22 protein-coding genes are annotated in these 22,936 nt (G+C 65.0%); 16 read left to right on the top strand and 6 right to left on the bottom strand.

All coding sequences use genetic code 11. The annotated features are described in order from the left end of the window. The first annotated feature begins 12 nt into the window (after nucleotides 1-12). From Q7514_RS13550 to Q7514_RS13575, 6 genes are read left to right on the top strand one after another with little or no spacing between them, the layout of a single operon-like run. Nucleotides 13-831, top strand: a complete 819-nt coding sequence (locus Q7514_RS13550; protein WP_330133780.1) for an enoyl-CoA hydratase/isomerase family protein — start codon at nucleotides 13-15, stop codon at nucleotides 829-831. Continuing rightward, the gene (locus Q7514_RS13555; RefSeq protein ID WP_330133781.1) at nucleotides 831-2,360 is read left to right on the top strand and encodes a class I adenylate-forming enzyme family protein; all 1,530 of its coding nucleotides are present in this window, start codon (nucleotides 831-833) and stop codon (nucleotides 2,358-2,360) included. Before Q7514_RS13550 ends, Q7514_RS13555 begins: the two co-directional genes overlap by 1 nt. Before the next feature lie 7 nt (nucleotides 2,361-2,367). Next, complete coding sequence (locus tag Q7514_RS13560) at nucleotides 2,368-3,978, top strand: class I adenylate-forming enzyme family protein (protein ID WP_408016092.1); 1,611 nt, start codon at nucleotides 2,368-2,370, stop codon at nucleotides 3,976-3,978. Then, a complete protein-coding gene (locus Q7514_RS13565; protein WP_330133782.1) occupies nucleotides 3,975-4,940 on the top strand; it encodes a TIGR03619 family F420-dependent LLM class oxidoreductase in 966 nt (321 codons plus the stop codon). The genes Q7514_RS13560 and Q7514_RS13565 overlap by 4 nt, the downstream gene beginning before the upstream one ends. Then, nucleotides 4,937-5,083 carry a DUF1059 domain-containing protein gene (locus Q7514_RS13570; RefSeq protein WP_330133783.1) on the top strand — a complete coding sequence of 49 codons (147 nt, stop codon included), beginning with the start codon at nucleotides 4,937-4,939 and terminating at the stop codon, nucleotides 5,081-5,083. The genes Q7514_RS13565 and Q7514_RS13570 overlap by 4 nt, the downstream gene beginning before the upstream one ends. A 35-nt stretch (nucleotides 5,084-5,118) precedes the next feature. Further along, entirely contained in the window at nucleotides 5,119-5,310 is a 192-nt protein-coding gene (locus Q7514_RS13575) for a ferredoxin (protein WP_330133784.1), read from the top strand. Nucleotides 5,311-5,410: 100 nt separating this feature from the next. Here the strand turns inward: Q7514_RS13575 and Q7514_RS13580 are convergent, their stop codons facing one another. Next, nucleotides 5,411-6,919: an aldehyde dehydrogenase family protein gene (locus tag Q7514_RS13580; protein WP_330133785.1), complete on the bottom strand. Its 1,509-nt coding sequence runs from the start codon at nucleotides 6,917-6,919 to the stop codon at nucleotides 5,411-5,413. A 118-nt stretch (nucleotides 6,920-7,037) separates the two neighbouring features. Between Q7514_RS13580 and Q7514_RS13585 the strand changes: the two genes are divergently transcribed. Beyond that, complete coding sequence (locus tag Q7514_RS13585) at nucleotides 7,038-8,720, top strand: acyl-CoA synthetase (RefSeq protein WP_330133786.1); 1,683 nt, start codon at nucleotides 7,038-7,040, stop codon at nucleotides 8,718-8,720. Between the two features lie 78 nt (nucleotides 8,721-8,798). On the opposite strand, the gene Q7514_RS13590 is transcribed toward Q7514_RS13585, so the two are convergent. The 4 genes from Q7514_RS13590 to Q7514_RS13605 form a co-directional block, all read right to left on the bottom strand. After that, nucleotides 8,799-9,569 carry an SDR family NAD(P)-dependent oxidoreductase gene (locus Q7514_RS13590; RefSeq protein ID WP_330133787.1) on the bottom strand — a complete coding sequence of 257 codons (771 nt, stop codon included), beginning with the start codon at nucleotides 9,567-9,569 and terminating at the stop codon, nucleotides 8,799-8,801. A 48-nt stretch (nucleotides 9,570-9,617) separates the two neighbouring features. Further along, complete coding sequence (locus tag Q7514_RS13595) at nucleotides 9,618-10,379, bottom strand: crotonase/enoyl-CoA hydratase family protein (RefSeq protein WP_330133788.1); 762 nt, start codon at nucleotides 10,377-10,379, stop codon at nucleotides 9,618-9,620. Nucleotides 10,380-10,446: 67 nt separating this feature from the next. Continuing rightward, a complete protein-coding gene (locus tag Q7514_RS13600) occupies nucleotides 10,447-11,631 on the bottom strand; it encodes a thiolase family protein (RefSeq protein ID WP_330133789.1) in 1,185 nt (394 codons plus the stop codon). Between the two features lie 68 nt (nucleotides 11,632-11,699). Next, nucleotides 11,700-12,971 (bottom strand): cytochrome P450, encoded by a 1,272-nt coding sequence (locus Q7514_RS13605; protein WP_330133790.1) that lies wholly within the window; start codon nucleotides 12,969-12,971, stop codon nucleotides 11,700-11,702. Nucleotides 12,972-13,245: 274 nt separating this feature from the next. Between Q7514_RS13605 and Q7514_RS13610 the strand changes: the two genes are divergently transcribed. The 9 genes from Q7514_RS13610 to Q7514_RS13650 are packed head-to-tail and all read left to right on the top strand — an operon-like array spanning nucleotide 13,246 to nucleotide 21,672. Beyond that, nucleotides 13,246-14,085 (top strand): MlaE family ABC transporter permease, encoded by an 840-nt coding sequence (locus Q7514_RS13610; RefSeq protein ID WP_330133791.1) that lies wholly within the window; start codon nucleotides 13,246-13,248, stop codon nucleotides 14,083-14,085. Nucleotides 14,086-14,087: 2 nt separating this feature from the next. Next, nucleotides 14,088-14,954: an ABC transporter permease gene (locus Q7514_RS13615; RefSeq protein WP_330133792.1), complete on the top strand. Its 867-nt coding sequence runs from the start codon at nucleotides 14,088-14,090 to the stop codon at nucleotides 14,952-14,954. 3 nt (nucleotides 14,955-14,957) lie between these two features. Continuing rightward, nucleotides 14,958-15,986 carry an MlaD family protein gene (locus Q7514_RS13620; RefSeq protein ID WP_330133793.1) on the top strand — a complete coding sequence of 343 codons (1,029 nt, stop codon included), beginning with the start codon at nucleotides 14,958-14,960 and terminating at the stop codon, nucleotides 15,984-15,986. Further along, nucleotides 15,983-16,984: an MlaD family protein gene (locus Q7514_RS13625; RefSeq protein WP_330133794.1), complete on the top strand. Its 1,002-nt coding sequence runs from the start codon at nucleotides 15,983-15,985 to the stop codon at nucleotides 16,982-16,984. Before Q7514_RS13620 ends, Q7514_RS13625 begins: the two co-directional genes overlap by 4 nt. Further along, nucleotides 16,969-17,943 carry an MlaD family protein gene (locus Q7514_RS13630; protein WP_330133795.1) on the top strand — a complete coding sequence of 325 codons (975 nt, stop codon included), beginning with the start codon at nucleotides 16,969-16,971 and terminating at the stop codon, nucleotides 17,941-17,943. Before Q7514_RS13625 ends, Q7514_RS13630 begins: the two co-directional genes overlap by 16 nt. After that, nucleotides 17,943-19,043, top strand: coding sequence for an MlaD family protein (locus Q7514_RS13635; RefSeq protein WP_330133796.1), 1,101 nt, complete (start codon nucleotides 17,943-17,945; stop codon nucleotides 19,041-19,043). The genes Q7514_RS13630 and Q7514_RS13635 overlap by 1 nt, the downstream gene beginning before the upstream one ends. After that, the gene (locus Q7514_RS13640) at nucleotides 19,040-20,086 is read left to right on the top strand and encodes an MlaD family protein (protein WP_330133797.1); all 1,047 of its coding nucleotides are present in this window, start codon (nucleotides 19,040-19,042) and stop codon (nucleotides 20,084-20,086) included. Before Q7514_RS13635 ends, Q7514_RS13640 begins: the two co-directional genes overlap by 4 nt. After that, nucleotides 20,083-21,054: an MlaD family protein gene (locus Q7514_RS13645; RefSeq protein WP_330133798.1), complete on the top strand. Its 972-nt coding sequence runs from the start codon at nucleotides 20,083-20,085 to the stop codon at nucleotides 21,052-21,054. The genes Q7514_RS13640 and Q7514_RS13645 overlap by 4 nt, the downstream gene beginning before the upstream one ends. Nucleotides 21,055-21,063: 9 nt before the next feature. Continuing rightward, on the top strand, nucleotides 21,064-21,672 hold the full coding sequence (locus Q7514_RS13650; protein ID WP_330133799.1) for a hypothetical protein: 609 nt from the start codon (nucleotides 21,064-21,066) through the stop codon (nucleotides 21,670-21,672). Between the two features lie 27 nt (nucleotides 21,673-21,699). Here the strand turns inward: Q7514_RS13650 and Q7514_RS13655 are convergent, their stop codons facing one another. Next, nucleotides 21,700-22,914: a cytochrome P450 gene (locus Q7514_RS13655; protein ID WP_330133800.1), complete on the bottom strand. Its 1,215-nt coding sequence runs from the start codon at nucleotides 22,912-22,914 to the stop codon at nucleotides 21,700-21,702. Between the last annotated feature and the right edge of the window lie 22 nt (nucleotides 22,915-22,936).

A 22,936-nucleotide genomic window follows, 5' to 3' on the forward strand; every position in this document is an offset into this window, starting at 1 on the left:
GAGAGAACCTCCATGGCTGCACCTTCGACCACCCGCGACCCGGCACCACCGCAGTTCGAGACCATCGAATTCCACGTCGACACCGACGACCACGTCGCCACGATCACGCTGAACCGGCCCGAGCGGTTGAACTCGTTCGATCGGGCGATGTGCCAGGAGATGCGCCGCGCGTGGCATACCGTGAAAGGCGACGACCGGGTCCACGTAGTGGTGCTCCGCGCGGCAGGTGAACGCGCATTCAGCGCCGGCCTCGACATCAAATCGGACTACGGCCAGCCCGACAATATCTGGAACCACGAAGATCCCGGCGAACTGCTCAGCCCCAAGTGGCAGAAGATGTGGAAGCCGGTCGTGTGCGCGGTCCACGGGATCTGCACGGCCGGTGCCCTCTACTTCGTCAACGAATCCGATGTGGTGATCTGCTCCGACGACGCGACCTTCTTCGATTCCCACGTCTCCGCCGGGCTGGTCTCCGCGCTCGAACCCGTCGGGCTGATGCGCCGTATCGGCCTCGCCGAGACCCTCCGGATCGCCTTGTCGGGCAACGACGAACGCGTCGGCGCAGACACTGCCCTACGCATCGGGCTCGTCACCGAGATCACCGCACGCGAACACCTGTGGGCACGCGCCCACGAGATCGCCGCCGGTATCGCCGCGAAACCTCCTACCGCGACCCAGGGCACCGTCAAGGCCATCTGGGAGTCGCTGGACAAGCCGTACCGGGCCGCGATGGATCAGGGACTGATCTACACGCGGCTCGGCAATCCGATCGGCAAGGACGAACGCGCCGCGCAGAATCCCGCCCATACGACAAGACCGAGGATCCGCTGATGTCCCCGACCGTGCTGACCGAAACCGTCGTCGATCACCGGCTCGCCCGCCGGATCGCGGCGGTCCTCGACCTCGATCCCGACGTCGGCGCAATCGAGTACGACGGCACCTGGTTCACGTGGGGGCAGATCGCCCACCTCGCCGACCGCATCAATGCGCTGTGCAGGCAGTACGGGTCCGGCGAGGGAAGCCGGATCGGTGTACTGCTCCGTAACCGGCCCGTCCACGTCGCCACGTTGCTCGGTGTCCTGCTGTCGGGGCGATGCCTCGTCGTCATCAACCCGTCGCGCGGCAACGAACGGACACGCAGCGACATCACAGCTCTGAACCTGCCCGTCGTCATCGGCGAACCGGACGATCTCGCCACCCTCGTCGAGCCTTCCCCGGTCGTCACCACGGTCGCGCTTCCGGATATCACCGGTGAACCTGCTGTATCGCCAGGGACCGAGACGGCACCGGTGTGCGAGAACCTGTTCGGGACCGCGCTACTGATGTTGACCAGCGGCACAACCGGACCTCCCAAACGCGTCGAGCTCACCTACGACATGCTCGCGCACAGCGTGCTCGGGCCGGAAACCTCGGAAGAGAAGACACCCGACCGACTCAGCTCCGGCGTCGCGATCGTCAACGCACCGCTCGTGCACATCGGCGGCGTGTACCGGACGCTGCAGTGCATCGCCGCCGCGCGCCCATATGCACTGTTGCCCCGATTCGAGCTCGCCGGCTGGGCCGACGCGGTACGCCGACACCGGCCCAAGGCCGTCTCGCTCGTTCCCACCGCCCTTCGCATGGTCCTGCACTCCGATCTCACCCGCGACGACCTGCCCGGCCTGGAAGTGGTCACCTCCGGCACTGCACCGCTGTCCGCCGAGGACGCCGACGCCTTCACCGAGAAGTTCGGTGTTCCGGTACTCACCTCCTATGCGGCAACCGAATTCGGGGGCGGCGTAGCCGGATGGACACTCGCAGACCATCGCAGGTTCTGGGCGGCGAAACGGGGAAGCGTCGGACGGGCAACCGCAGGTTCACGGCTGCGGGTCGTCGACGAGGACGGAACCGAGGTCGCCCCCGGCACCGTGGGACTACTCGAGGTCGCACCCGCGCAGATCGGGGGCGGACGCGAATGGATCCGCACGAACGACCTCGCCCGCATCGACACCGACGGCTTCCTGTGGATCCACGGACGCGCCGATCAGGCGATCATCCGCGGCGGCTTCAAGATCATCCCCGATGATGTACGAAAGGTCCTCGAGACCTACCCCGCGGTCGCGAGCGCCGTGGTGGTCGGGCGCCCCGAAGAGCGTCTCGGCGCGACACCGGTCGCAATGGTCGAGATTCGCACCGGCGCCACCGTCACCGAATCCGAGCTGGTCGACCACCTGGTCCCGCGCCTGGCCCGCTACGAGATCCCCACCTCGATCACCGTCGTCGACGCCATCCCCCGCACACCGTCCGGTAAACCCGACCTGGGTGCCGTGAAGGAACAACTGTTCGCAGCCGGCACCACGCCGGGAGGTTCCCGTGCCTGACCGTCGGATGTGCACGACGATGGGTTCGCTGGTGAGTGAACGTGCCCGCGAGCAGCCCTCGAAGGACGCCGTTGTCGACACCGCGAACCGCATGTCGTACTGGGAACTCGACGAGTCGGCCCGCCGGATCGCCGCGACTCTCGTCTCCGGTGGGGTCACCGCCGGCACCCGCGTCGGGTTGATCATGCCGAACAACGTCGACTGGGTACGGATCGCCGTCGCCGTCACCCGCATCGGCGCGGTGCTGGTCCCGCTGAGCACCCTGCTCTCAGGGGCCGAACTCCGCGCGCAGATCCGCACCGCATCGATCTCTCACCTGGTGTCCGTCGACGAATTCCGAGGTCGCCGCTACCTCGACCTGCTGTCCGACGAGATAGGCGGTCCTGCACTGCCGCCGGGTGAGGCGATTCTGGCGGATCTACCGTCACTGCGACGTGTGTGGACGCTACCGGATGTTCTCGATGCTCAGCCCGGACCCGAAATACAGGCCGTCGCCGAGTCACTCGAAACCGCGGTGGCTCCCGGCGACACGATGATCGTCATCTTCACCTCGGGCAGCAGTGGCGCACCCAAGGGCGTCCTCCACTCGCACGCCGGTGCGCTCGGTGCCGTTGCATCCGGCCTCACCGCCCGATGCATCACGTCGGATACCCGCCTGTACCTGCCGATGCCGTTCTTCTGGGTCGGCGGATTCGGCGCGGGCATCCTGTCGGCCCTGATCGCCGGCGCCACACTCGTCACCGAGGAGATCCCGGTTGCCGACACGACCTTGGCACTCCTCGAACGAGAGAGAGTGACATTGTTCCGCGGCTGGCCGGATCAGGCCGTTGCCCTGGCGCGGCGGGCCGACGAGGTGGACATCGGCCTGTCTGCACTTCGGCCGGGAAGCCTGCCCGCGCTGTTGCCGGCGGACCGGCGCCCCGAGCCCGGCTCCCAGGCAAATCTTTTCGGCATGACCGAGACGTTCGGTCCCTACGCCGGCTTCCCGCTGGACACCGCGTTGCGGCGTGCACAGTGGGGCAGTTGCGGTACACCGTTCGGCGGCATGACGGTGCGCATCACCGACGTCGAATCGGGTGTGCCCGTTCCGGCCGGCGCCGAAGGGCAGATCGAAGTACGAGGCCCCCACATTCTGCAGGGGATCTGCGGACGCTCACGGGAGGAAGTATTCACGCCGGACGGGTTCTACCGCACCGGCGACCTCGGTTGTCTCGACACCGATGGCTTCCTGTTCCACCGCGGCCGCATCGACGACATGGTCAAGGTCAACGGAGCCACCGTGTATCCGAGCGAAGTGCAAGCAGCACTGAGGAGGATCACCGGGGTCGAGAACGCTTTCGTCACCCACATCGACGGCGACTCCGGACCGCGTATCGGAGCCGCCGTGGTATGCCGTCCCCCGCTCGATCCGTCCGAACTACGCACCGCCGCCAAGGAACTCCTGAGCTCGTTCAAGGTCCCCACGGTCTGGCTCGTTCTCGACTCCGACGAGACTATCCCCCGGGGCGGAACGGGCAAGGTCGACGCCCGCGGTCTCCGCGACCGGTTGGCGCGGCTGGGAACAACCGCCGGAAACCACACCACATCCGCACCGGTGAACGGAACGAGACCAGCATGAGATTCACTCTGGAATACCCCAGCGAACTCCCCACCGCACCCGACGACTTCCTCCTTCCCGAGGTGATCCGGGCGGTGAGCAGCAAAGCCGAGGCGTGCGGCTTCTCCGCTGTCGCTCTGAGTGAGCATCCGGCGCCGTCGGTGAAGTGGCACGACAACGGTGGGCACAACACACTCGATCCGATCGCCGCACTGAGTTTCATGGCTGCCGCGACCGAGGACATCCGGTTGATGACCAACTTGTATGTGCTGCCCTACCGCACGCCTTACCTCTCGGCGAAGGCCCTCACCAGCGTCGATATCATCTCTGGTGGCCGCCTCATCGCCGGTGTGGGTGCAGGTTACCTGCGTTCGGAGTTCACCGCGGTCGGCGTCGAATTCACCGATCGCGCTGCCGTGTTCGACGATGCAATCGCCACTCTCCGAGGGATCTGGGACGACCCCACGACCCCGCGAAGCGGACCGGGATACACCGCGGTCGGCGACGTGTGGCTGCAGCGCCCCGCCCAGCGGCCACACCCGCCGCTGTGGATCGGCGGCAACAGCCGTGCCGCGCTCCGTCGGGTCGCAGCGCACGGCGACGGATGGATGCCCCTGATCGTCGACCGCGCGATGGCAACGGCGATCCGCACCGATGCCATCGAGACAGCCGATCAGTTCTCGGCCCGGCTCGCCGAATTGCACGGCCGGATCGCCGAATCCGGCCGCAACCCGGAATCCGTGGACGTTCAGATCGTCTGTCCACCCACCGATCTCGACGATCGGCACGCTGTCGCCGCAGCGCACGATCTCATCGACGATCTACGCGACCGCGGTGCCACGTGGGTGGTCGTGCATGTCGACGGATCGAGCCCCGCACACGCGCTCCGCTACATCGAACGATTCGCCGAGGAATTCGGTCTCGATCCGACAAGAACCGAACCGCCATCAACCGAACCCGTGACAACAGAGAGGACCTCATGAAGAAACGACTGTCGTGCCCGTGCGGCGAGTACATCGCAGGTGAGAGCGAGGATGATCTCGTCGCGAAAGCGCAGCAGCACCTCACCGATCGCCACCCGGACCTCGAGTACGGGCGCGACGAGATCCTGTTCATGGCGTATTGAGCGGAAGTAGAAGAACTATGACGAGGAGCAGAACCATGCGCGTTGTCGTCGATACCGACCGATGTGTCGGTCACGGGCTGTGTGAAGCTGCTGCACCCGAGGTATTCGAGGTCGGAGACGGAGGGTTCGTCACCGTCGACGACGCTGCCGCAGCCACGGCAGCCGAGACGGCGCTGCGCACCGCGGTGAACGGCTGCCCGTCCGCGGCCCTGAGATTCGCAGACTGACCACCCGCGATCACGGACGGCCGCTCGGTAGCGTGCCCAGCTTCGCAGAGGCGCGCACCCTTCCGAGGGTGCGCGCCTGCAACGATGGCGGGTTCACACGTCAGCGGCGCCGCAGCCTCCAGTCGGACCGCAGCCGCGAAATTCCCATCACCAGGACCGAGATCAAGCGGGGAACGACCCCGAAGGGCGGAACAGCACTCGACGTCGTCACCATGAACGGCAGGTCCGTCCCCACCACCGACCGCCGGTGAGTGAACGTGTCGAAGCCCGCGCGCCCGTGATAGGCCCCCATCCCGCTGTTACCGACCCCGCCGAACGGGGCGGTAGCCGGCAGCATGTGAATACCGAACTCGTTGCGCGCCACCCCACCGGTGCGCGTACTCCCTACGAACCGGCGGAAATCGTCGTCGTCCTCACCGAACCAGTACGCAACCAGTGGCGACGGGCGCTCGTTCACGTAGGCCACGACCTCTGAGAGGTCCCGGTAGGTCCGGAGCAGCAACACCGGACCGAAGATCTCCTCCTGGGCGATGTCCATGTCGTCGGATACGCCCGAGACGAGTGTCGGGGCAATCTTGCGGGAGCGGGCATCAGGTAGGCGTTCACCGTGCGGTGACGCAACCCGCACGAGCGCACCCTTTTCTCGGGCGTCGTCGATCAGTGCCGTCACCCGCTCGTAGTTCGCATCGTTCACGCACGACGGGTACTCCGGATCGGCAAGTACCACGGGGAAACGGTTACGCCATGTGGCTGTCACCGCAGCCGCGAACTCCTCGGCCCTGCTCTCGGGAACCATCACGTAGTCGGGACAGATGCACACCTGCCCTCCGTTGACCATGCGGCCGAGTGCAATTCGTTCTGCAGCCCGGTCGATATCGGTGCGCGGACCCACCACCACCGGGTTCTTGCCCCCGAGCTCGAGAGTGACCGGAACCAGATTGGGTGCGGCTGCGGCCAGAATCCGCTTGCCCACCCCCGGGGATCCGGTGAAGAAGAGGTGGTCGAACGGCAGCGACGAGAATGCCGCACCGACCTCGACCCCGCCGGTGACCACAGCGAGTTCGGATTCGTCGAACCGGGCCGCGACGAGCGCGGCGAACAGATCCGATGTGGCAGGGGTGACCTCGGACATCTTGATCACCACCCGGTTGCCGGCGGCGAACGCGGCAGCCGCGGGCAGGATCACCAAGTGCAACGGGAAGTTCCACGGCCCGATGATCCCGACCACCCCGAGCGGGGTCGGCACCACCTCGGCGCGGATTCCCGTCAGCCTCCCTCCGCGCATCAGACGTTCAGGTTTCATCCACTTCTCGACGTTGGCTCGGGTATGTTCGATACCTTCGAGGCTCCCGACGATTTCCGTCGCCAGAGTCGCTGCGCGCGATTTACTTCCGAAATCGGAGACGATGGCATCGACCAGTGCGTCTGCGTTGTCCAGCACCAGCGCGACGAGGCGGTCGATGCGGTTGCGGCGCACGCCGGCGGACGGGAACCCGTCGGCCAGGAACGCCGTGCGCTGTAGTTTCAGGATCCGGTCGAGGGTTTCGTCGTGTATGACCCGCCCGTCGACCTTCGACGTCGCGATACCGGCACTGTCGACTGCGCTCATCCCGCCCCGTTCCACGAGTTGCCTTTACTGCCAAACACACTACCGCAATAATTGCCGTATGCATTACAGTTTCTAAGATAGTTCACGTGTTGAGCGCGCCGATCTCTCAGGAGTTGCTTTGACCGACCTCACCGCCCCGCCCGCAACATCCACCCGGGAGTTCACGATTCCGGAACTCGTGGATGCGGTTGCCGCAGCCATTCCCGACCGCGAAGTCGTCGTGTTCCGCGATCGGCGTCTGACCCAAGCCCAACTGGCCGAGAGATCAAGGAGATTCGCGACTTTTCTGAAGAAGAACGGATTCGGGGTCCACACCGAACGCAACGGCCTCGAAGGTCACGAGGTAGGTCAGGACACCCTCGGGATATACGCCTACAACGGCAACGAATACCTCGAATCGATGCTCGGCGCGTTCCGCGCTCGCACCGCACCGTTCAACGTCAACTACCGCTACGTGCAGACCGAGCTCCGGTATCTCCTCGCCGACGCGGAAGCCACCGCGATCGTCTACCACGCGGCGTTCGCCCCGCAACTCGCCGAAGTCCTGCCGTCGCTCCCCCACGTTCGGCTGCTCATCCAGATCGCCGACGATTCGGGGAACAGCCTCCTTCCCGGTGCGGTCGACTACGAAACCGCTTTGGCCGAAAGCGATCCCGAACCGGTGACCGAGCACCCGTCACCCGACGACCTCTACATGCTCTACACCGGTGGCACCACCGGCATGCCCAAGGGTGTTCTGTGGCGGCAGCACGACATCTTCATGGCAGCCTGCGGTGGTCGCGACGTCTACAGCGGCACCTGTATCGCCTCGCCCGACGAAGTTGCCACCCGTGCCGCCGGCAATCCCGGCCTCACCCTGTTTGTGTTACCCCCACTGATCCACGGCGCCGCCCAGTGGGCGGCGCTGACCGCGATCCTCACCGGGCAGACCCTGGTGTTCTCCCCCGTCGTCGATCGGCTCGATCCCAGTGTGGTCGCGCAGACCATCGCGACGGAGCGGCCGAACGTCCTGATGATGGTGGGCGACGCCATCGCACGCCCCCTGGCAGCGGAGTTCGCCGACACCGACGTCGACCTGTCGTCCGTGTCGATCCTGGCGAACGGTGGTGCCGTCCTGTCGCCCACGGCAAAGCAGCGCCTGCTCGATCGGTTTCCCGCGGCCGTCGTGATCGATGGCGTCGGCTCGTCCGAAACCGGGGCACAGATGACCCACGTCTCCAACGCGAACGCGGTGTCCACGGGGAAGTTCACACCCGGCAACAACACCTGCGTCCTCACCGAGAACCTCGGCGCAATCGCGGAACCCGGACACGACGGAATCGGCTGGCTCGCGCAGTGCGGATTCGTGCCACTCGGCTACAAGGGTGACCCGGCCAAGACAGCCGCCACATTCCCCACCATCGACGGCGAACGATTCACCCTCCCCGGCGACCGGGCCCGCCGGCTCGAGGACGGCTCCATCGCGTTGCTCGGCCGCGATTCGGTGACGATCAACTCCGGCGGCGAGAAGATCTTCGTCGAGGAGGTGGAAGTGGCGATCGGTTCACATCCCGCAGTCGCCGACGTGCTCGTCGCCGGGCGGCCGAGCGACAAGTGGGGTGAGGCAGTCGTTGCAATCGTCGAACTTCTCCCGGGGCACACGGCAACGGCAGACGACATCGCCGCGCATGCATCGGAATCCATAGCACGGTACAAGCTTCCGAAATCTGTCCTCTTCACTTCGGAGATCCGGAGAAGTCCAGTGGGTAAGGCCGACTACCGGTGGGCCAAGGAGCAGGCCGCCACCCTCGGAACCGCATAGATCCTCACCGACATACGAGGGGAGGGACCGCCCGTCCGGGCGGTCCCTCCCCTCGTATGTGAAGAACCAGTGAGTCCGTCAGCGCGGCTGGAAGCGCTGCGCACCGTCGACGCGCACGACCTCACCATTGATGTACGGGTTCTCGAGCAGGTGCTGCGCGAGGAACGCGTACTCGTCCGGCGCTCCGAGGCGCTTGGGGAACGGGATGTTCTTGGCGAACTTGTCGAGCGCTTCCTCGCCGAGGAGTTCGAGCAGCGGCGTGCGCATGGTGCCCGGGGCGATCGAGTTCAGCCGGATACCGACCGAGCTCAGGTCGCGTGCACCGGCCAGCGTCAGACCGATGACGCCGGCCTTCGCGGTCGCATACGCGGATTGGCCCATCTGTCCCTCGTACCCTGCGATCGAGCTCGTCATGACGATGGCGCCGCGCTCACCGTTGGGCTTCGGTTCGAGCGTGGCGATCTTCGCGGAGGCCAGACGCAACACGTTGTACGTGCCGGTCAGGTAGAGGTTGATCGTATCGGTGAACCCCTTGCGCGAGTGAGGAGTTCCGTCGCGATTGACGACCTTCTCGAGGACGCCGTAACCGCCGTGTGCGATGACCGCGTAGCGCAATTTGCCCAGCTTGTCGCACGCCGCCAGCGTGGCTTCGACCGAATCGTCGTCGAGAACGTCGGTGCGCGAGTACACGACCTTGTTGCCGAGTTCGTCGGCCAGCTTCTGCGCCGGTTCGTCCGCGAGGTCGGCGATGACAACCGACGCCCCTTCTGCGTGAAGCTTACGAACGGTTGCCGCTCCCAGACCACCGGCACCACCGGTGACCAGTACGACCTCACCTTCGAATGACATGTCTTCTCCTCGTGTTCGTTGTACTTCGTGCTTCGTTCCGGCCGGAGATCAGGCTCCGGTCCAGTTCGGCTTCCGCTTCTCCGCGAAAGCCTTGGCGCCCTCGGCGGCATCCTTCGACATGAATACCGGCGCGAGCAGTTCGATCTGCTTGCGCCACTTCTCCTCGTCCGTCCAAGTTCGGGATTCTGCGATGATCCGTTTGGTGGCGGCAACCGCGAGTGGTCCGTTCTCGGTGATGCGTTCAGCCAGCCGAACAGCTTCGTCGAGCGCCTTGCCGGACTCGGCCACCACGTTCACGAAGCCGTAGCCGGCGCCTTCCTCGGCGGTGAACGTGTCGCCGGTGAGCGCCAGTTCCACGGCTTTCTGGTACGGAATGCGGTCGGGCAGGCGGAGCAGACCGCCACCGCCCGCGACCAGGCCGCGCTTGACCTCGGGCAGCCCGAATTTCGCGTCCCGCGCAGCAACGACCAGATCGGTCGCGAGCACGATCTCGGTGCCACCGGCAAGGGCGTTACCCTCGACAGCGGCGATCAGCGGCTTCGCCGGAGGACGCTCGGTGAACCCGAGTCCACGCCCTTCGATGGCGACAATCTCGCCGGCCGCGAAGGCTTTCAGATCCATTCCGGCGCTGAAGTTTCCCCCTGCACCTGTCAGAATTCCGACGGAAAGGTCGGAGCTTTCGTCGAGCTCGTCCATCGCGTCGGCCAGTTGACGGCTCACCGCCAGGTTGACGGCGTTACGCGCGTCCGGTCGGTTGATCGTGACGATCAGGATGCGCCCGCGGCGCTCGAGCAGTACTTCGTCGGACATCGTCCGTTCCTCCCCTTCAGCTCTGCTTCTCTGTCAGTACTGCACTTCTGTCAGCCCTGCACTTCTGTCAGCCCTGCACTTCGATGACGACCGCGCCGCCCTGACCGCCCCCCGCACACATCGCGGCGACACCGATACCGCCACCGCGCCGGGACAGTTCGTAGACCATCGTCGTGACCATTCGGGCGCCGGAGGCCGAGATCGGATGGCCGAGGCTGCATCCGCTGCCGAAGACGTTCACGAGGTCCTCGTCGAGACCGAATTTCCGGCACGCCGCGACGGGGACGGACGCGAAGGCCTCGTTGATCTCCCACAGGTCGACATCGGACGACACCAGACCGGCGCGCCCGAGAACCTTCTCGATCACGGCGAGCGCACCGAGGCCGCAATCGCGCGGTGGAACCGCGGACGTCGCCCATGCCTTCACCGACCCGAAGACCTTCAGACCCTTGTCCTGCGCATAGTCGTCGCTGGTGAGGGCGACCGCGGAGGCAGCGTCATTGATGCCGCTGCTGTTTCCCGCCGTGATCGAGAAGCCCGGGATCTCCGGATGCAACACCGGCAGTCCGGCGAGCCGCTCGACAGTGGTGTCACGGCGCGGATGCTCGTCCACACTGAAGTCGACGAGTGAACCGTCCGCCGCGGCGACCTTGAGGGGAAGGATCTCGTCGACGAACTTGCCAGCGTCGATGGCGGCGACAGCACGCTGATGCGACCGCGCGGCCCACGCATCCATGTCCTCGCGCGTGATGCCCTCGGACTGCGCCGTGTTCCATCCGACGGTGATCGCCATGTCCAGCGCCGGTGCGTCCGGGGTCTCCGGGTGACTCGGCGGGATCCACGGTTCCCGGAACTCGAGACTGCCCGGCGTCGGGACCCTCCACTTCATCAGCGGTCCGGTCGAGAGCGACTGCACGCCCCCCGCGAGGAGGACGCGTTCCATGCCGGAACTGATCTGCGCCGACGCGTTGCCGATCGCGGTCAGGCTGCCGGCGCAGTGCCGATTGACGGCCTGGCCCGGAACATGGTCGAGGCCGGCCGCCACAGCCGCGTAGCGGGCGACGTCGCCGCCACCGTAGTTCGCCTCGGCCAGGATGATGTCGTCGATGTCCGCGGCATCGAGACCGGAGCGCCGGATGACCTCCGGGATGATGGCCGTGGCCAGTTCCTCGGCCGACGTGTTGACCAGGGTGCCTTTGAAGGACCGTCCGATCGGTGTTCGGACCGCGCCGACGATGACAGGTTGGGGCATATGTTTCCACCTCGCGTGATCGGGGGTGACGTCGAGCGCACCCCGGTTGTCGAAAGTTCCTTGCTTTCTCAGAGTTTCCGGACCGACATCCGTTTGATACCGTGCACGAAGTCGCTACGCACGTATTCGGGCTCGGAGAGTTCGACCGGCGGAATGCGAGTGAGCAACTCGTGGAACAGGTGCTTCAGCTCGAGAACGGCCAGCTGCTTGCCGAGGCAGAAGTGCGGGCCTCCACCACCGAAACCGACGTGCGGGTTCGGGAATCGGGACAGATCGAAGTCGAGTGGACGGTCGAAGACCATCTCGTCGAAGTTGCCCGAGCAGTAGAACAGCACGACCTTCTCACCAGCGCGGATCGGTGTTCCGGCGATGTCGGTGTCCACCACCGCGTGACGCGCGAACTCGAGCACCGGGGTGGACCATCGAACGAACTCGTCGATCGCACCGGATGCACGCTCGTCCCAGTCGTCGAGCAGCCAGGCCACCTGGTCGGGATTGTCGATCAGAGCTTTGAAACAATGCGAGGTCGCCTGCTTCGTGGTGTCGTTGCCGGCGGACGCGAGCAGCACCATGAACGCCCCGACTTCCTCGTCGGTCAAGCGGTGTCCGTCGACCTCGGCCTGGACGATGTTGGTCATGAGGTCGTCCTGCGGGTTGACCCGCCGTTCCTTGGCGAGTTCGACGCCGGAGCCGGTGAGGATGCCCAGCTGCGTCATCAGGTGAGTGGCGCGTTCCTCGAGGTTCGCGTATTCGTCATCGCTCGTGCTGAACAAGCTTTCCGCCGCGTAGGCGACCGCCTCGTGGTTCTCCGGTGCGATTCCGATCATCTCGGACACGGTCCGCATCGGCAGGTGCCTCGACACGGCCTGCACGAAGTCGACGGGTGCTCCCTTGTCGAGTTCGCGCAGGAAGTCATCGACGATAGCCTTCGCATTCGCCTGGATCTGGGCTTCGATCGTGCGCACCTGCTTCGGGGTGAACGCCATGCTGATCAACCGCCGGTACCGGGTGTGCTCCGGTGGGTCCATCGTGAGGAAGAAGCTGATCGCACACTGGATCTCGGCGGGCATCGGGTCCATGCTGATGCCCGCCGACGAACAGAACAGCTCGGGGTGGCCACTCACATGGCGGATATCGGCGTGACGAGTGATCGCCCAGTATCCGGATTCGTCGTGAGGGAACAGCGATTCCGCCGGTCTGTGCCAGGTGACGCCCTCCTCTTCACGCAGCCGGGCGAACGTCTTTTCCCGCTCGAAAAAGGGCCGTTCCCAGAACGACGAATCGGAAATGTCGAGCGGGTGGAACGGCCGCGTCGATGCGGGAGCGGCTGCGTTGGTCATGTTACCTCCGGATACCGGTTGACTGTGGCCATGAAACGGCGGGCGCATCGGAGTTCCGCACTGGATCGAACCCGCCTCCGAACACCCATACCGTATACCATTCCGTAAGGATCTCGACGTGGCAATACCCAGTGCCGTACAACCGTGAAAACATGCTCCAGTTGCATCTACCGCAAGTACTACCGGATAGACCACTGGTCGTGCTAACGTCCGACGCCATCAGGCCCGCACATGCGTATCGGGCGACAGCCCGGCACACCCGGAAGGAGGCGTGATGCGTCCAGAATCCACCGGAACTTCCGCGCATCGCGTCGACCGATCACCCCCCACACCCGGACGGATCGCCACCGCAGTCGGCACTTTCGGACGCGCCACCCGGATGGGCGCATCGGCGATCGCGATCGGATCGACCGATCTCGTCCGCGGGCGATTCCAGTGGCGGGAAACGCTCCAGCAGACATGGTTCCTGATCTCGGTGACCGCGATACCCGGCATCCTCATGGCCGTCCCCTTCGGGGTCATCGTCTCGGCGCAGGTCGGCAACCTCGTCCATCAGCTCGGCGCGAGCTCACTCATCGGTGCAGCCGGCGGCATGGGCGTGATCAAACAGGGCGCACCGGTCGCCACCGGACTGCTCCTCGCCGGCGCCGGAGCAGCCGCGATCGCCGCGGATCTGGGATCGCGCACGATCCGCGAAGAGGTCGACGCGATGCGCGTCATGGGTGTCGATCCGACACAGCGGCTCGTCGTGCCCCGGATCGCGGCGATGATCGTCGTCGCACCCCTGATCAACATCCTGATCATCGCGATCGGCGTCGGCGCAGGTTACCTGGTGGCGGTCACCGCTCTCGGAATCACGCCGGGCAGCTATTGGATGTCCTTCGGCGCTTTCACCTCCGGGTTCGACGTCTGGATCTCACTTCTCAAATCGGTGATATTCGGATTCCTCGTGGTCCTCATCGGATGCCAACGCGGACTCGAGGCGAAAGGCGGCCCCCGGGGGGTCGCCGACGGAGTCAACGCCGCGGTCGTGCTGTCGGTGGTCTCGATCATCGTGGTCAACACCGGGATCACCCAGATCGCCACCATGTTCGCACCGCTACGGATCGGATAGGCATGTCTGCACCAGCCCCGTACGTGCCCGTCGCGCTTCGCCCGCTCCACTGGATCGGCCGGAAGATCGGACTCTCCGGCACCATCGAATCGCTCGGATTCGCCGTCGTGTTCTGCTGGCATGTCGTCGCCTCGATCCCCTTGACCCTGAGAAACTATCGAGCCAGGACACTCGCCACGATCACCGACATGACGTGGGGTCGCGGATCACTCATCGTCGGTGGCGGCACCGCCGCCGTCATGCTCATCATGGGCGCGGCCATCGGCGCATCGATCGGAATCGAAGCATACGCCGCTCTGGAACTGGTCTCACTCGGACCGCTCAGCGGTGTGATCTCCGCGTTCGCCAACACCCGCGAGCTCGCCCCGATCGCCGCCGGGATCGGATTCGCGGCCCAGGCCGGGTGCCGGATGACCGCCGAAATCGGCGCCATGCGCATCTCCGAGGAGATCGATGCGATCGAGGCATTGGGCGTGAGGTCCATCGGTTTCGTCGTCACCACGAAGGTCATCGCCGGTGTTGTGTCGATGGTGCCGACCTTCGTCATCGCGCTCGTCGTCGGCTACTTCGCCACCCGCACGGTCGTCACTACGTTCCACGGTGAACCGAGCGGCGTCTACGACCACTACTTCACACAATTCGTCCTCGGCTGGGACATGGTCGCAGCCGTGATCAAGGTGCTGGTGTTCACGATCGCGATCATTCTGATCCAGTGCTACCACGGCTTCTTCGCCTCCGGCGGACCGGAAGGCGTAGGAATCGCGTCCGGCCGTGCCATTCGAGCAAGCCTCGTCGCAGTCATCGCACTGGACATGGTCATGACCATCGTTCTGTGGGGACTCCAGTCCCCGCTCGAGTTCACCGGATAGGGCATGCCAGCATACGGTCTCCCCGGGATTTCGATCTCCCAGCACACAGCTCGCACCGTCGGTGTCGGGCTCATCGGCGTCGTCCTGCTCACGCTCGTCGCATGGCGGATCCTCCCCGAACACCCCGATACCCACACGATGAACATCACGCTCGTAGCCGACACCGTCGGCGAAGGTGTCGAACCCGGAACCGAGGTGCGGCGCCACGGAGTCACCGTCGGGTCGGTCACGTCGATCGAACGTGCCGACTCCGGACAGCACATCAGGGTGGCGCTGAACCGCTCCGATGTGGGAGACCTGACGGACACGCTCACCATCGACTACAGCCCGGCAAACCTGTTCGGAATCACCCAGCTCACCCTGTTCGCGGGACACGGTGGCACTCCTCTGGCCGACGGCGACCAACTCGATCTCACCGGCGGCACTGCGGAACGTGTCCACGATGCCACCACCTCCACGTTTCTCGATTCGCTCGGCGGACTGACGAACGACGTCCTGACACCCGAACTGGCCGATCTGGCCGCCACACTCGCACGAGAAAGCCGTGCGTTCACTCCGATGATCCAGGCGATCCTCGCTACCGCCGAGTCGATCGAGGCCACCCAGCGCATGCCGTACTCCGGGATCCTCGACGATCTCGGGAGGACCTTCGACAGGCTCCCCTCCACGCTGCACGGCGGACTTGTCCTGCTCGACTCCGTCTACAGCGAGCCGTACCTCGAGGACCCCTCGAACCGGGAGAAGTTCGACAAGACGGTCAGCATGCTGGGGCAGCAGCTGATCCCGTCGGTCGCACATCTGCTCACCACACTGCAGCCCCACTACCAGGGACTCACAGGGCTGATCGTGCCCCTCCTCGATGCCGTCGCCGGAGCCGGCGCCACCACTGCCAACAGTGGTGACTTGCGCGAACTCGTCGACCGCCTCGACTCGGCGTTCGTGGACGGCCCCGCAGGTCCGATCCTTCGGGTGGCAGTCGGGATCGGTGGGGCCCCGTCGGCATCCGGCACCGGAAGTGGGGGAACCCGATGAAGTCGCTGTGGCACACCTCGTTCCGCATCGTCGCGTTCGCCGCCGCAATGGTGGTCGTCCTCGTCATGGTTCTCCGCACGATCGAACAACCGATCGGCAAGGATACCGGCACCTACACAGCGATGTTCGTCGATGCCAACGGATTGCATCCCGGCGACGACGTCCGCCTCTACGGTGTCTCGGTCGGAAAGGTGACATCCCTGTCCCTCGACGGCACCCAGGCACGTGTCGAGTTCACCGTTGCCCGCGATCATTCCGTATCGACGAGCAACAGACTGGCAATCCGTTACCAGAACCTCACCGGACAGCGATATCTGGACGTTCAGGACACCGGACAACCCGGCGCACCGCTCGAGCCCGGCTCGGTGATCGGGACCGATCACACCGTACCCTCGTTCGACGTGACCACTCTGTTCAATGGGTTGCAGCCGGTCCTGAAGGAACTCTCACCCGACGAACTCAACAAGTTCACGTCGAGCCTGCTCGCCGTCGTCGAAGGTGAAGGCTCCGGAATCGGACCGGCGCTCGACGCGATCGAGGACCTCAGCACCTATACGGTCGACCGTCAGGAGGTCATTTCCGTACTCGTGCGGAATCTGTCCGTCGTCTCCGAGCAGCTCGACGGAAAGTCCGGTGATGCCATGACACTGATCACCGAACTGACTCGGCTCTTCCAGAGCCTGCAGGAGAAGTTGCCCGGGCTGATCAGTTTCGCCGCCCAGATCCCGCCGATTCTCGATCCGCTCGACTCGATGCTTGCGAGCGCGGGCCTCGAAGGTGCTCCACACCAGCCGCTCAACAGCCTGATTGCACAGGCGTTCTCGGATGCCCCGGCCGCCGTCGATGCACTCGGCATACTCCCGGGGGTCTTGCAGACGATGGCAGCGCTGACCCCGTCCGAAGGGCGACTGCAGTGCTCGAACGGCGAGGCGTCACTCGATCGGGAGATCGCGGTACTGGTTTCAGGACAGAGGATCACACTGTGCAACGCCGAATGATCCGGTTGCCGAAGAGGTCCGCTGGAGCACCGCGGACCTCCGATTTCGGCTGGGGTGTGGTGGGGCTGGCATTGCTCGCCGTGGTCGGTCTCGTCGTGTCGGTTGCCTCCGTGGTCGATTTCGGGACCAGCACATACACGGCCAAGGCGTACGACGCGGGAGCGATCGGCGTCGGAGACGACGTCCGCGTCGCAGGCATCCCGGTCGGCGAGGTCACCGCAGTCACCCTCGCCGACGACCACGTGCGCATCGAGCTCGAGGTCGACTCCGACGTGTTCGTCGGCTCGGAATCGACACTGTCGGTGCGCATGCTCACCGTGGTGGGAGGCAATTACGTCGCACTGATACCGTCCGGGTCCGGCACTCTGATCGACCGCGAGATCCGCTACCCCGTCGAAACCCCCTACAACCTGCCCGAGCTCTTCCAGGATGCGATCGAGCCCCTCGACGGGATGGACGGCGTCCCCCTCCGCGAGACACTCGCCCAACTGTCCGGTTCCCTCACCGAGAGTCCAGCATCGATACGTGAACTGGTCTCGGCGGCAGACAGTCTTGTCGGAGTACTCGACCGGCAGAACGCCGATGTCTCGCGCACGCTCGCCATGGCCGAGGAGTATCTCACCGCGCTGAACGAGAACCGGTCGTCCGTCCGTCAGATCATCGACTCCTGGAACATCATGGAGGACATGGCCGAACAGAGCTTGGAATCCGTCGGCAGTGCATTGAGCACGGTGGCGCGGATGCTCGAGCGACTGGGCCCCCTCGGAACGCACTGGGACAGCGAACTCCGTCCGCGAATCGAGGCACTCGACGAGTCGATTCCGCCGCTGCAGGATTTGCAGTTCCGCTTGACCGCCTTCCTGGACTCCGCCCGCGCTCTCGGTGATCAACTCCGTCCCCTGGCCGGACCCGAACCCGACGTGACAATCTGTGTTCCGCTTCCAGAGAGGCACTGCTGATGGCTCACCCCACGTTCCGATCACGGCGTGTTGTGCACATCGTCGCCCTGCTGTCTGCCGTCGCAGTTGTCGGCGGGGTACTCCGGATCGTCACCCAGCCGGACGAAACCCGGACCTACTGCGCGCTGATGCCCGACAGCATCGGACTGTTCCCCGGGAGCTCGGTGACGATCTTCGGCGTACCCGTCGGATCCGTCACCGGAATCACGCCCGACGGAACACACGCGCGGGTGGAGTTCGAGATCTCCGCAGATCGGCGTCTGGCAAGCGATGTCGGGGCTACGACGCTGTCGCAGACGTTGATCGCAGACCGCCGGCTCGCGCTGGTCGGCAACGAACCACCGCCCGGTGCGGAATCCTGGGACAGCGACGGGTGCATCACCCGGACGGTCACTCCGAAGTCGATGACGGTCACGCTCACCGCGCTGTCCGACCTTGCCGAGGAGATGACCGGGGACGACTCACAGAACCATGCGGTCGCCGATGGGTTGGCTGCGTTCACCGACGCGACCGACGGCACCGGCGACGACATCAACAGGGTAGTGCGTCAACTCGCGGCTGCACTGGACGCTCCGGATGCGGCGATCGGGCGGATCGGCACTCTCATCGAGGTGCTCTCGGAATTGTCCGACAAAGTGGTCGGCTACTGGCCGCAGGTGAAGCTGATGCTCACGCGGCTTCCGTCGACACTCGTGGCGGTCGAAGAACTTCTCATCAGTCCGGCGGTGGACATCGTCGCGCGGCTGCGCGATGTGCTGCCGCAGATCAACGACGTCATGATGCTCTACGGGGGCGAAATGATCCGGAACGTCGAGGCGGAGGGGAATCTTCCGCAGATGATCTCGACCGGCGTCTCGTCGCTGAGCGAAGCACTCCGACTGGTTCCGGTGTACGCGGGCGCATTCGAGCAGGCAATCGATCCCGCCACCGGACACATCGGCCTGGCCTACACCGCGCCCCCGAACGCACTTCCCAGCGAAGTCGCCTCGACGCTGTGCTCGCTGATGAACGCCGCCGCACCGGCGACCCAGTCGTGCGCTGCGCCCGGCACAGTGACGGCACTTCTCCCTGACCTTCTCACCCAGGGGGCGCCACGATGATCTCCACATTCCGACGCCTCGCGCTGCGCACCGCAGCCGCGATGGTCCTGTGCGCTCTCGTCTGCACCGGGTGCGGCAGCGCCCCCTCGCTGCCGGCCTTCACGTCGTCGCCGAACACCTATCCGCTGCACATCCAGTTCGCCGATGTACTCAACCTTCCCTCCGGTGCGCCCGTCATGAACAACGGTGTGCGCGTGGGTCGGCTCACCGGCATGCACATCGACGACGGCGGCTTCGTGGTCGCCGACATCGAGGTCGACGGCGACGTGCAGCTGCCTTCGGATGTGACAGCCACACTCAGACAACCCGCTCCCCTCGCGGACGTGCACATCGCAATTCTGTCGAACATCGCCTCCGACGCAGCGGCACTGACACCCGGGGCGACGATCCCCCTCGACCGCACCACCAAGCCTCCCCAGATCGAGGACACCCTGGCAGGTTTGGCCACGGCCACCGGGAACGGGACCATCAGCAACTTCCTGACCACCGTGCGCGAGGTCAATCGCGCATTTCCGGACGACACCGCTCACACGGCGCGGGTCTTCGACACGATCGGCCGGAACCTCGAGGATCTTGCCGACCATCAGGATTCGGTGGATTCCCTGCTCGGCGGAATCGATGCGACCGCGCGAGCTGTCGCAGACGAAAGCGACATACTCTCGACGCTCCTGTCCGAACACGGCGTGCAGCACACGACTGAGTCCATGACGTCGGTGGTCGGAATCCTGTTCATTCTCACCGACCTCGGCCAGATCGCACCGCCTGCCCAGTGGCTCGCTCCGCTGCTCGGATCGATGAACGAGGTGGTGAGCGTGGCCCTTCCGGCGCTGTTCGGTTCGAGTCCCGCCGATACCGGCGACCCCGCCGTCATGAGCGGTCTGCTCGACCTTGTGCACGACGAGCTGATTCCGTTCGCCGAGTCCGGCGCGAAGATCGACATCACCCGAGTCCACCTGGACGGACCGTCGCCCACAACGATCTCCGCGGACGAGCAAGCGGACGGGATCGTTCAGGCGCTCCGCATGCTGGGGCTGGTCCGATGACCAAGCAATCCGCACTCTCTCTCGGAACGATCGCGCTGGTTCTGGCGTTCGGCGTCACCTACCTCGTTTTCGGTGTACTGCAGGTGAATCCGTTCAAAGAGCACTTGTCGGCCACCGTCCTGCTGAACGACTCCGGAGGACTGCGGGTGAACTCACCGGTGCTCCTCGTAGGCTACGAGATCGGGCGGGTCACGGAAGTGCGCGTCGATTCGCTCGGCGCAGAGATCGACATCCGGTACGACGAGAGTCACCCGATCCCGCAGCACAGCACCCTGGCCGTGGAAACCCTGTCGGCACTCGGTGAGCCGTACCTGCAGTTCGCGCCGAACAGCAGCGGCGGGCCATTTCTTGCAGATCACGAACGCATCGACGCGCGCACCGAGGACGGCCCGGTGACTGTGTCGGCGGCGGTGTCCCGGGCGGTCGCGCTGATCGATCAGTTCGACCCCGATGTCATTGGCCGCCTGGTGGGAACTCTCGACACAGCGCTCGATGGAACCGAGGACGTGATGCCGACGCTTCGGCGGTCGATGCGCCTTCTCGCCGAGACACTTCTGCTGCACAATCCGCAGTTCGAGTCTCTACTCGCCGACATCCAGGCTCTGGGCGACGACCTCGGCTGGCTCGGTCCGACCCTCGAGGCAGGTGGGCCGGCGTGGGCGTCCGTCGGCGACGAGGTGATCGCCCCGTTGGCCCGCGAGATGTCGTTGCTCGCCGAGCAACGGGACCCCGACAGCTACGTCACCGGAGATGGACTGCTCCCGACGCTGCGCACGCTCAACGACCTGCTGGTGGAGATCGGACCCGAGGTGGCCGCGCTCGTCCCCGTCCTGCAACCCGCGGTCACCGAAGCGACGAACGGTCTTACGGCGCTCGACATCGGCACACTCCTCGATCAGGCTCTCTCGGTCGTGGACGACGACGGCACTGTCAACCTCCGGATCAATGTCCGGACCTCGGAGAATTGAGGAAGCTGAATGTCTACAACCGCATCGCTCGACGAGAAGAACAACGACACGAACTCGCGGGACGGCGCAGCAGATCCGGGCCGCCGCGGCGACCGGCTACGCCGTCAGGTATCACTGTCCTCGGTCGTCGCGGGGCTCGTCATGATTGCGCTCGCCGCGTGCAGCGTTGCCTTCGCGGGCCTGTACTTCTCTGCGCGGTCGACGATCGACGCGTCCGATCGCAGTGCACACGCGCGGGAACAGGCCGAGCAGATCGCCACCGACTACGCGGTCGGTGCGGCAACCACCGACTACCGCGACATCCAGGGGTGGTTCGACCGACTCGGGAACAATACGTCGCCGCAGCTCGCGGCAAAGTTCGAAGCGACCGCACCTTCGCTTCAGCAGATTCTCGTACCGTTGAACTGGGTCTCGGCGGCGTCTCCGATCACCGCCAAGGTCAGGTCCGAATCGGATGGCGTGTACACCGTCGATGCGTTCGTGTCGGTGTCGTCGACGAGTACGCAAGCGCCGGAAGGTGCGACGTCGACCGTCACCTACAGCATCACTCTCGACAGCACTGCGGACTGGATGATCACCGATGTGGGAGGTATCGACGGCGGCGCATTACCGAACTGACGTTTGCGGTGCGATCGCCGTCCGCTGTCATTGCTGCCGGGCACGAACTCTGACCGGAACGCTTTCGTAACCCGCGACATTCTGCATGCTCACACGTGTGCAGTTGTCGAAGTCGACCTCGAACTCGGGCATGAAGTCGAGCAGATGACCGAGGGCAAGCGCGCTTTCCATCCGCGCGAGCGCTGCCCCGAGACAACTGTGGATTCCCAGTCCGAAGGCAAGACTCGGCCGTCCCCCACGATCACGCTCGATGTCGAAGACATCCGGTTCGTCGAACGCGGCAGGATCCCGGTTCGCCGAGCCCAACATCAGGAACACCGGCTTGCCTGCGGGTATGGTGACCCCGTGTAGTTCGACGTCGTGCATCGAATACCGCACGTTGTACTGATTCGGGGACTCGAAACGCAGCAGTTCTTCGACCGCATCCGGAATCAGCGAGTGGTCATCTCGTAGCTTTGCCCACTGTTCCGGGAATCGCGCGAAGGTCACCGGCGCTCCGCCGACCAGCTTCGCTACCGTCTCGGCACCGGCTCCGCCGAGCAGTGAAGCGAACATCGCGATCTCCATCGTGGTCAGCGTCGGCGGCTGATCGTCGTCGCGTTCGATCTCGGCCTCGATGAGCTTGCTGATCATGTCGTCCTGGGGATTCGCACGACGCTCCTTGACGAGTCCGTAGTAGAACCGCATCGCTTCGACGACCGCATCTGTTCCGGCCTCACTCATCTCGATCTGCCCGATCTCGCGATGTAGCGACACGTCGGTCCACAGGCGCAGCTGGGTGCGGTACTCCATTGGGACACCGAGCATCTCCGAGATGATCTCCATCGGAAAGTATGCCGAGAAGTCCTGGACCATATCGAAACCCGTGGGGTCCACACGGTCGAGATATCGGACAATCTGCGCGTCGACCATATCGCGCAGGTCGTTGATCGCACGGGGCGTGAACACCTTGCTCACGAGTCGTCGCATGTGGCGGTGTTCGGGCGGGTCGAGGACGATGATCGACTTGAACGACGAGATCTCGCCCTTGCGCACGGTGGCCAGGTCGAGTCCCCGCGCCGACGAGTAGGTTTCGAAATCCCGGTACGCCGGAGCGACGTCTTCGTACCGACTCAGCGCATAGAAGTCGTATTCCTCGCTGTAATAGACGGGTGCTTCCTCGCGCATCCTGGCGTAGATGTCGTACGGGCCGTCGAAGAACTCCCGTGAGAACGGGTCGAAGACGAGCTTCGTATGGGTCACTGCATCCTCCTGTGGGGAACTC

The organism is Rhodococcus artemisiae, from assembly GCF_036327795.1.
Classification (GTDB): Bacteria; Actinomycetota; Actinomycetes; order Mycobacteriales; family Mycobacteriaceae; genus Rhodococcus; species Rhodococcus artemisiae.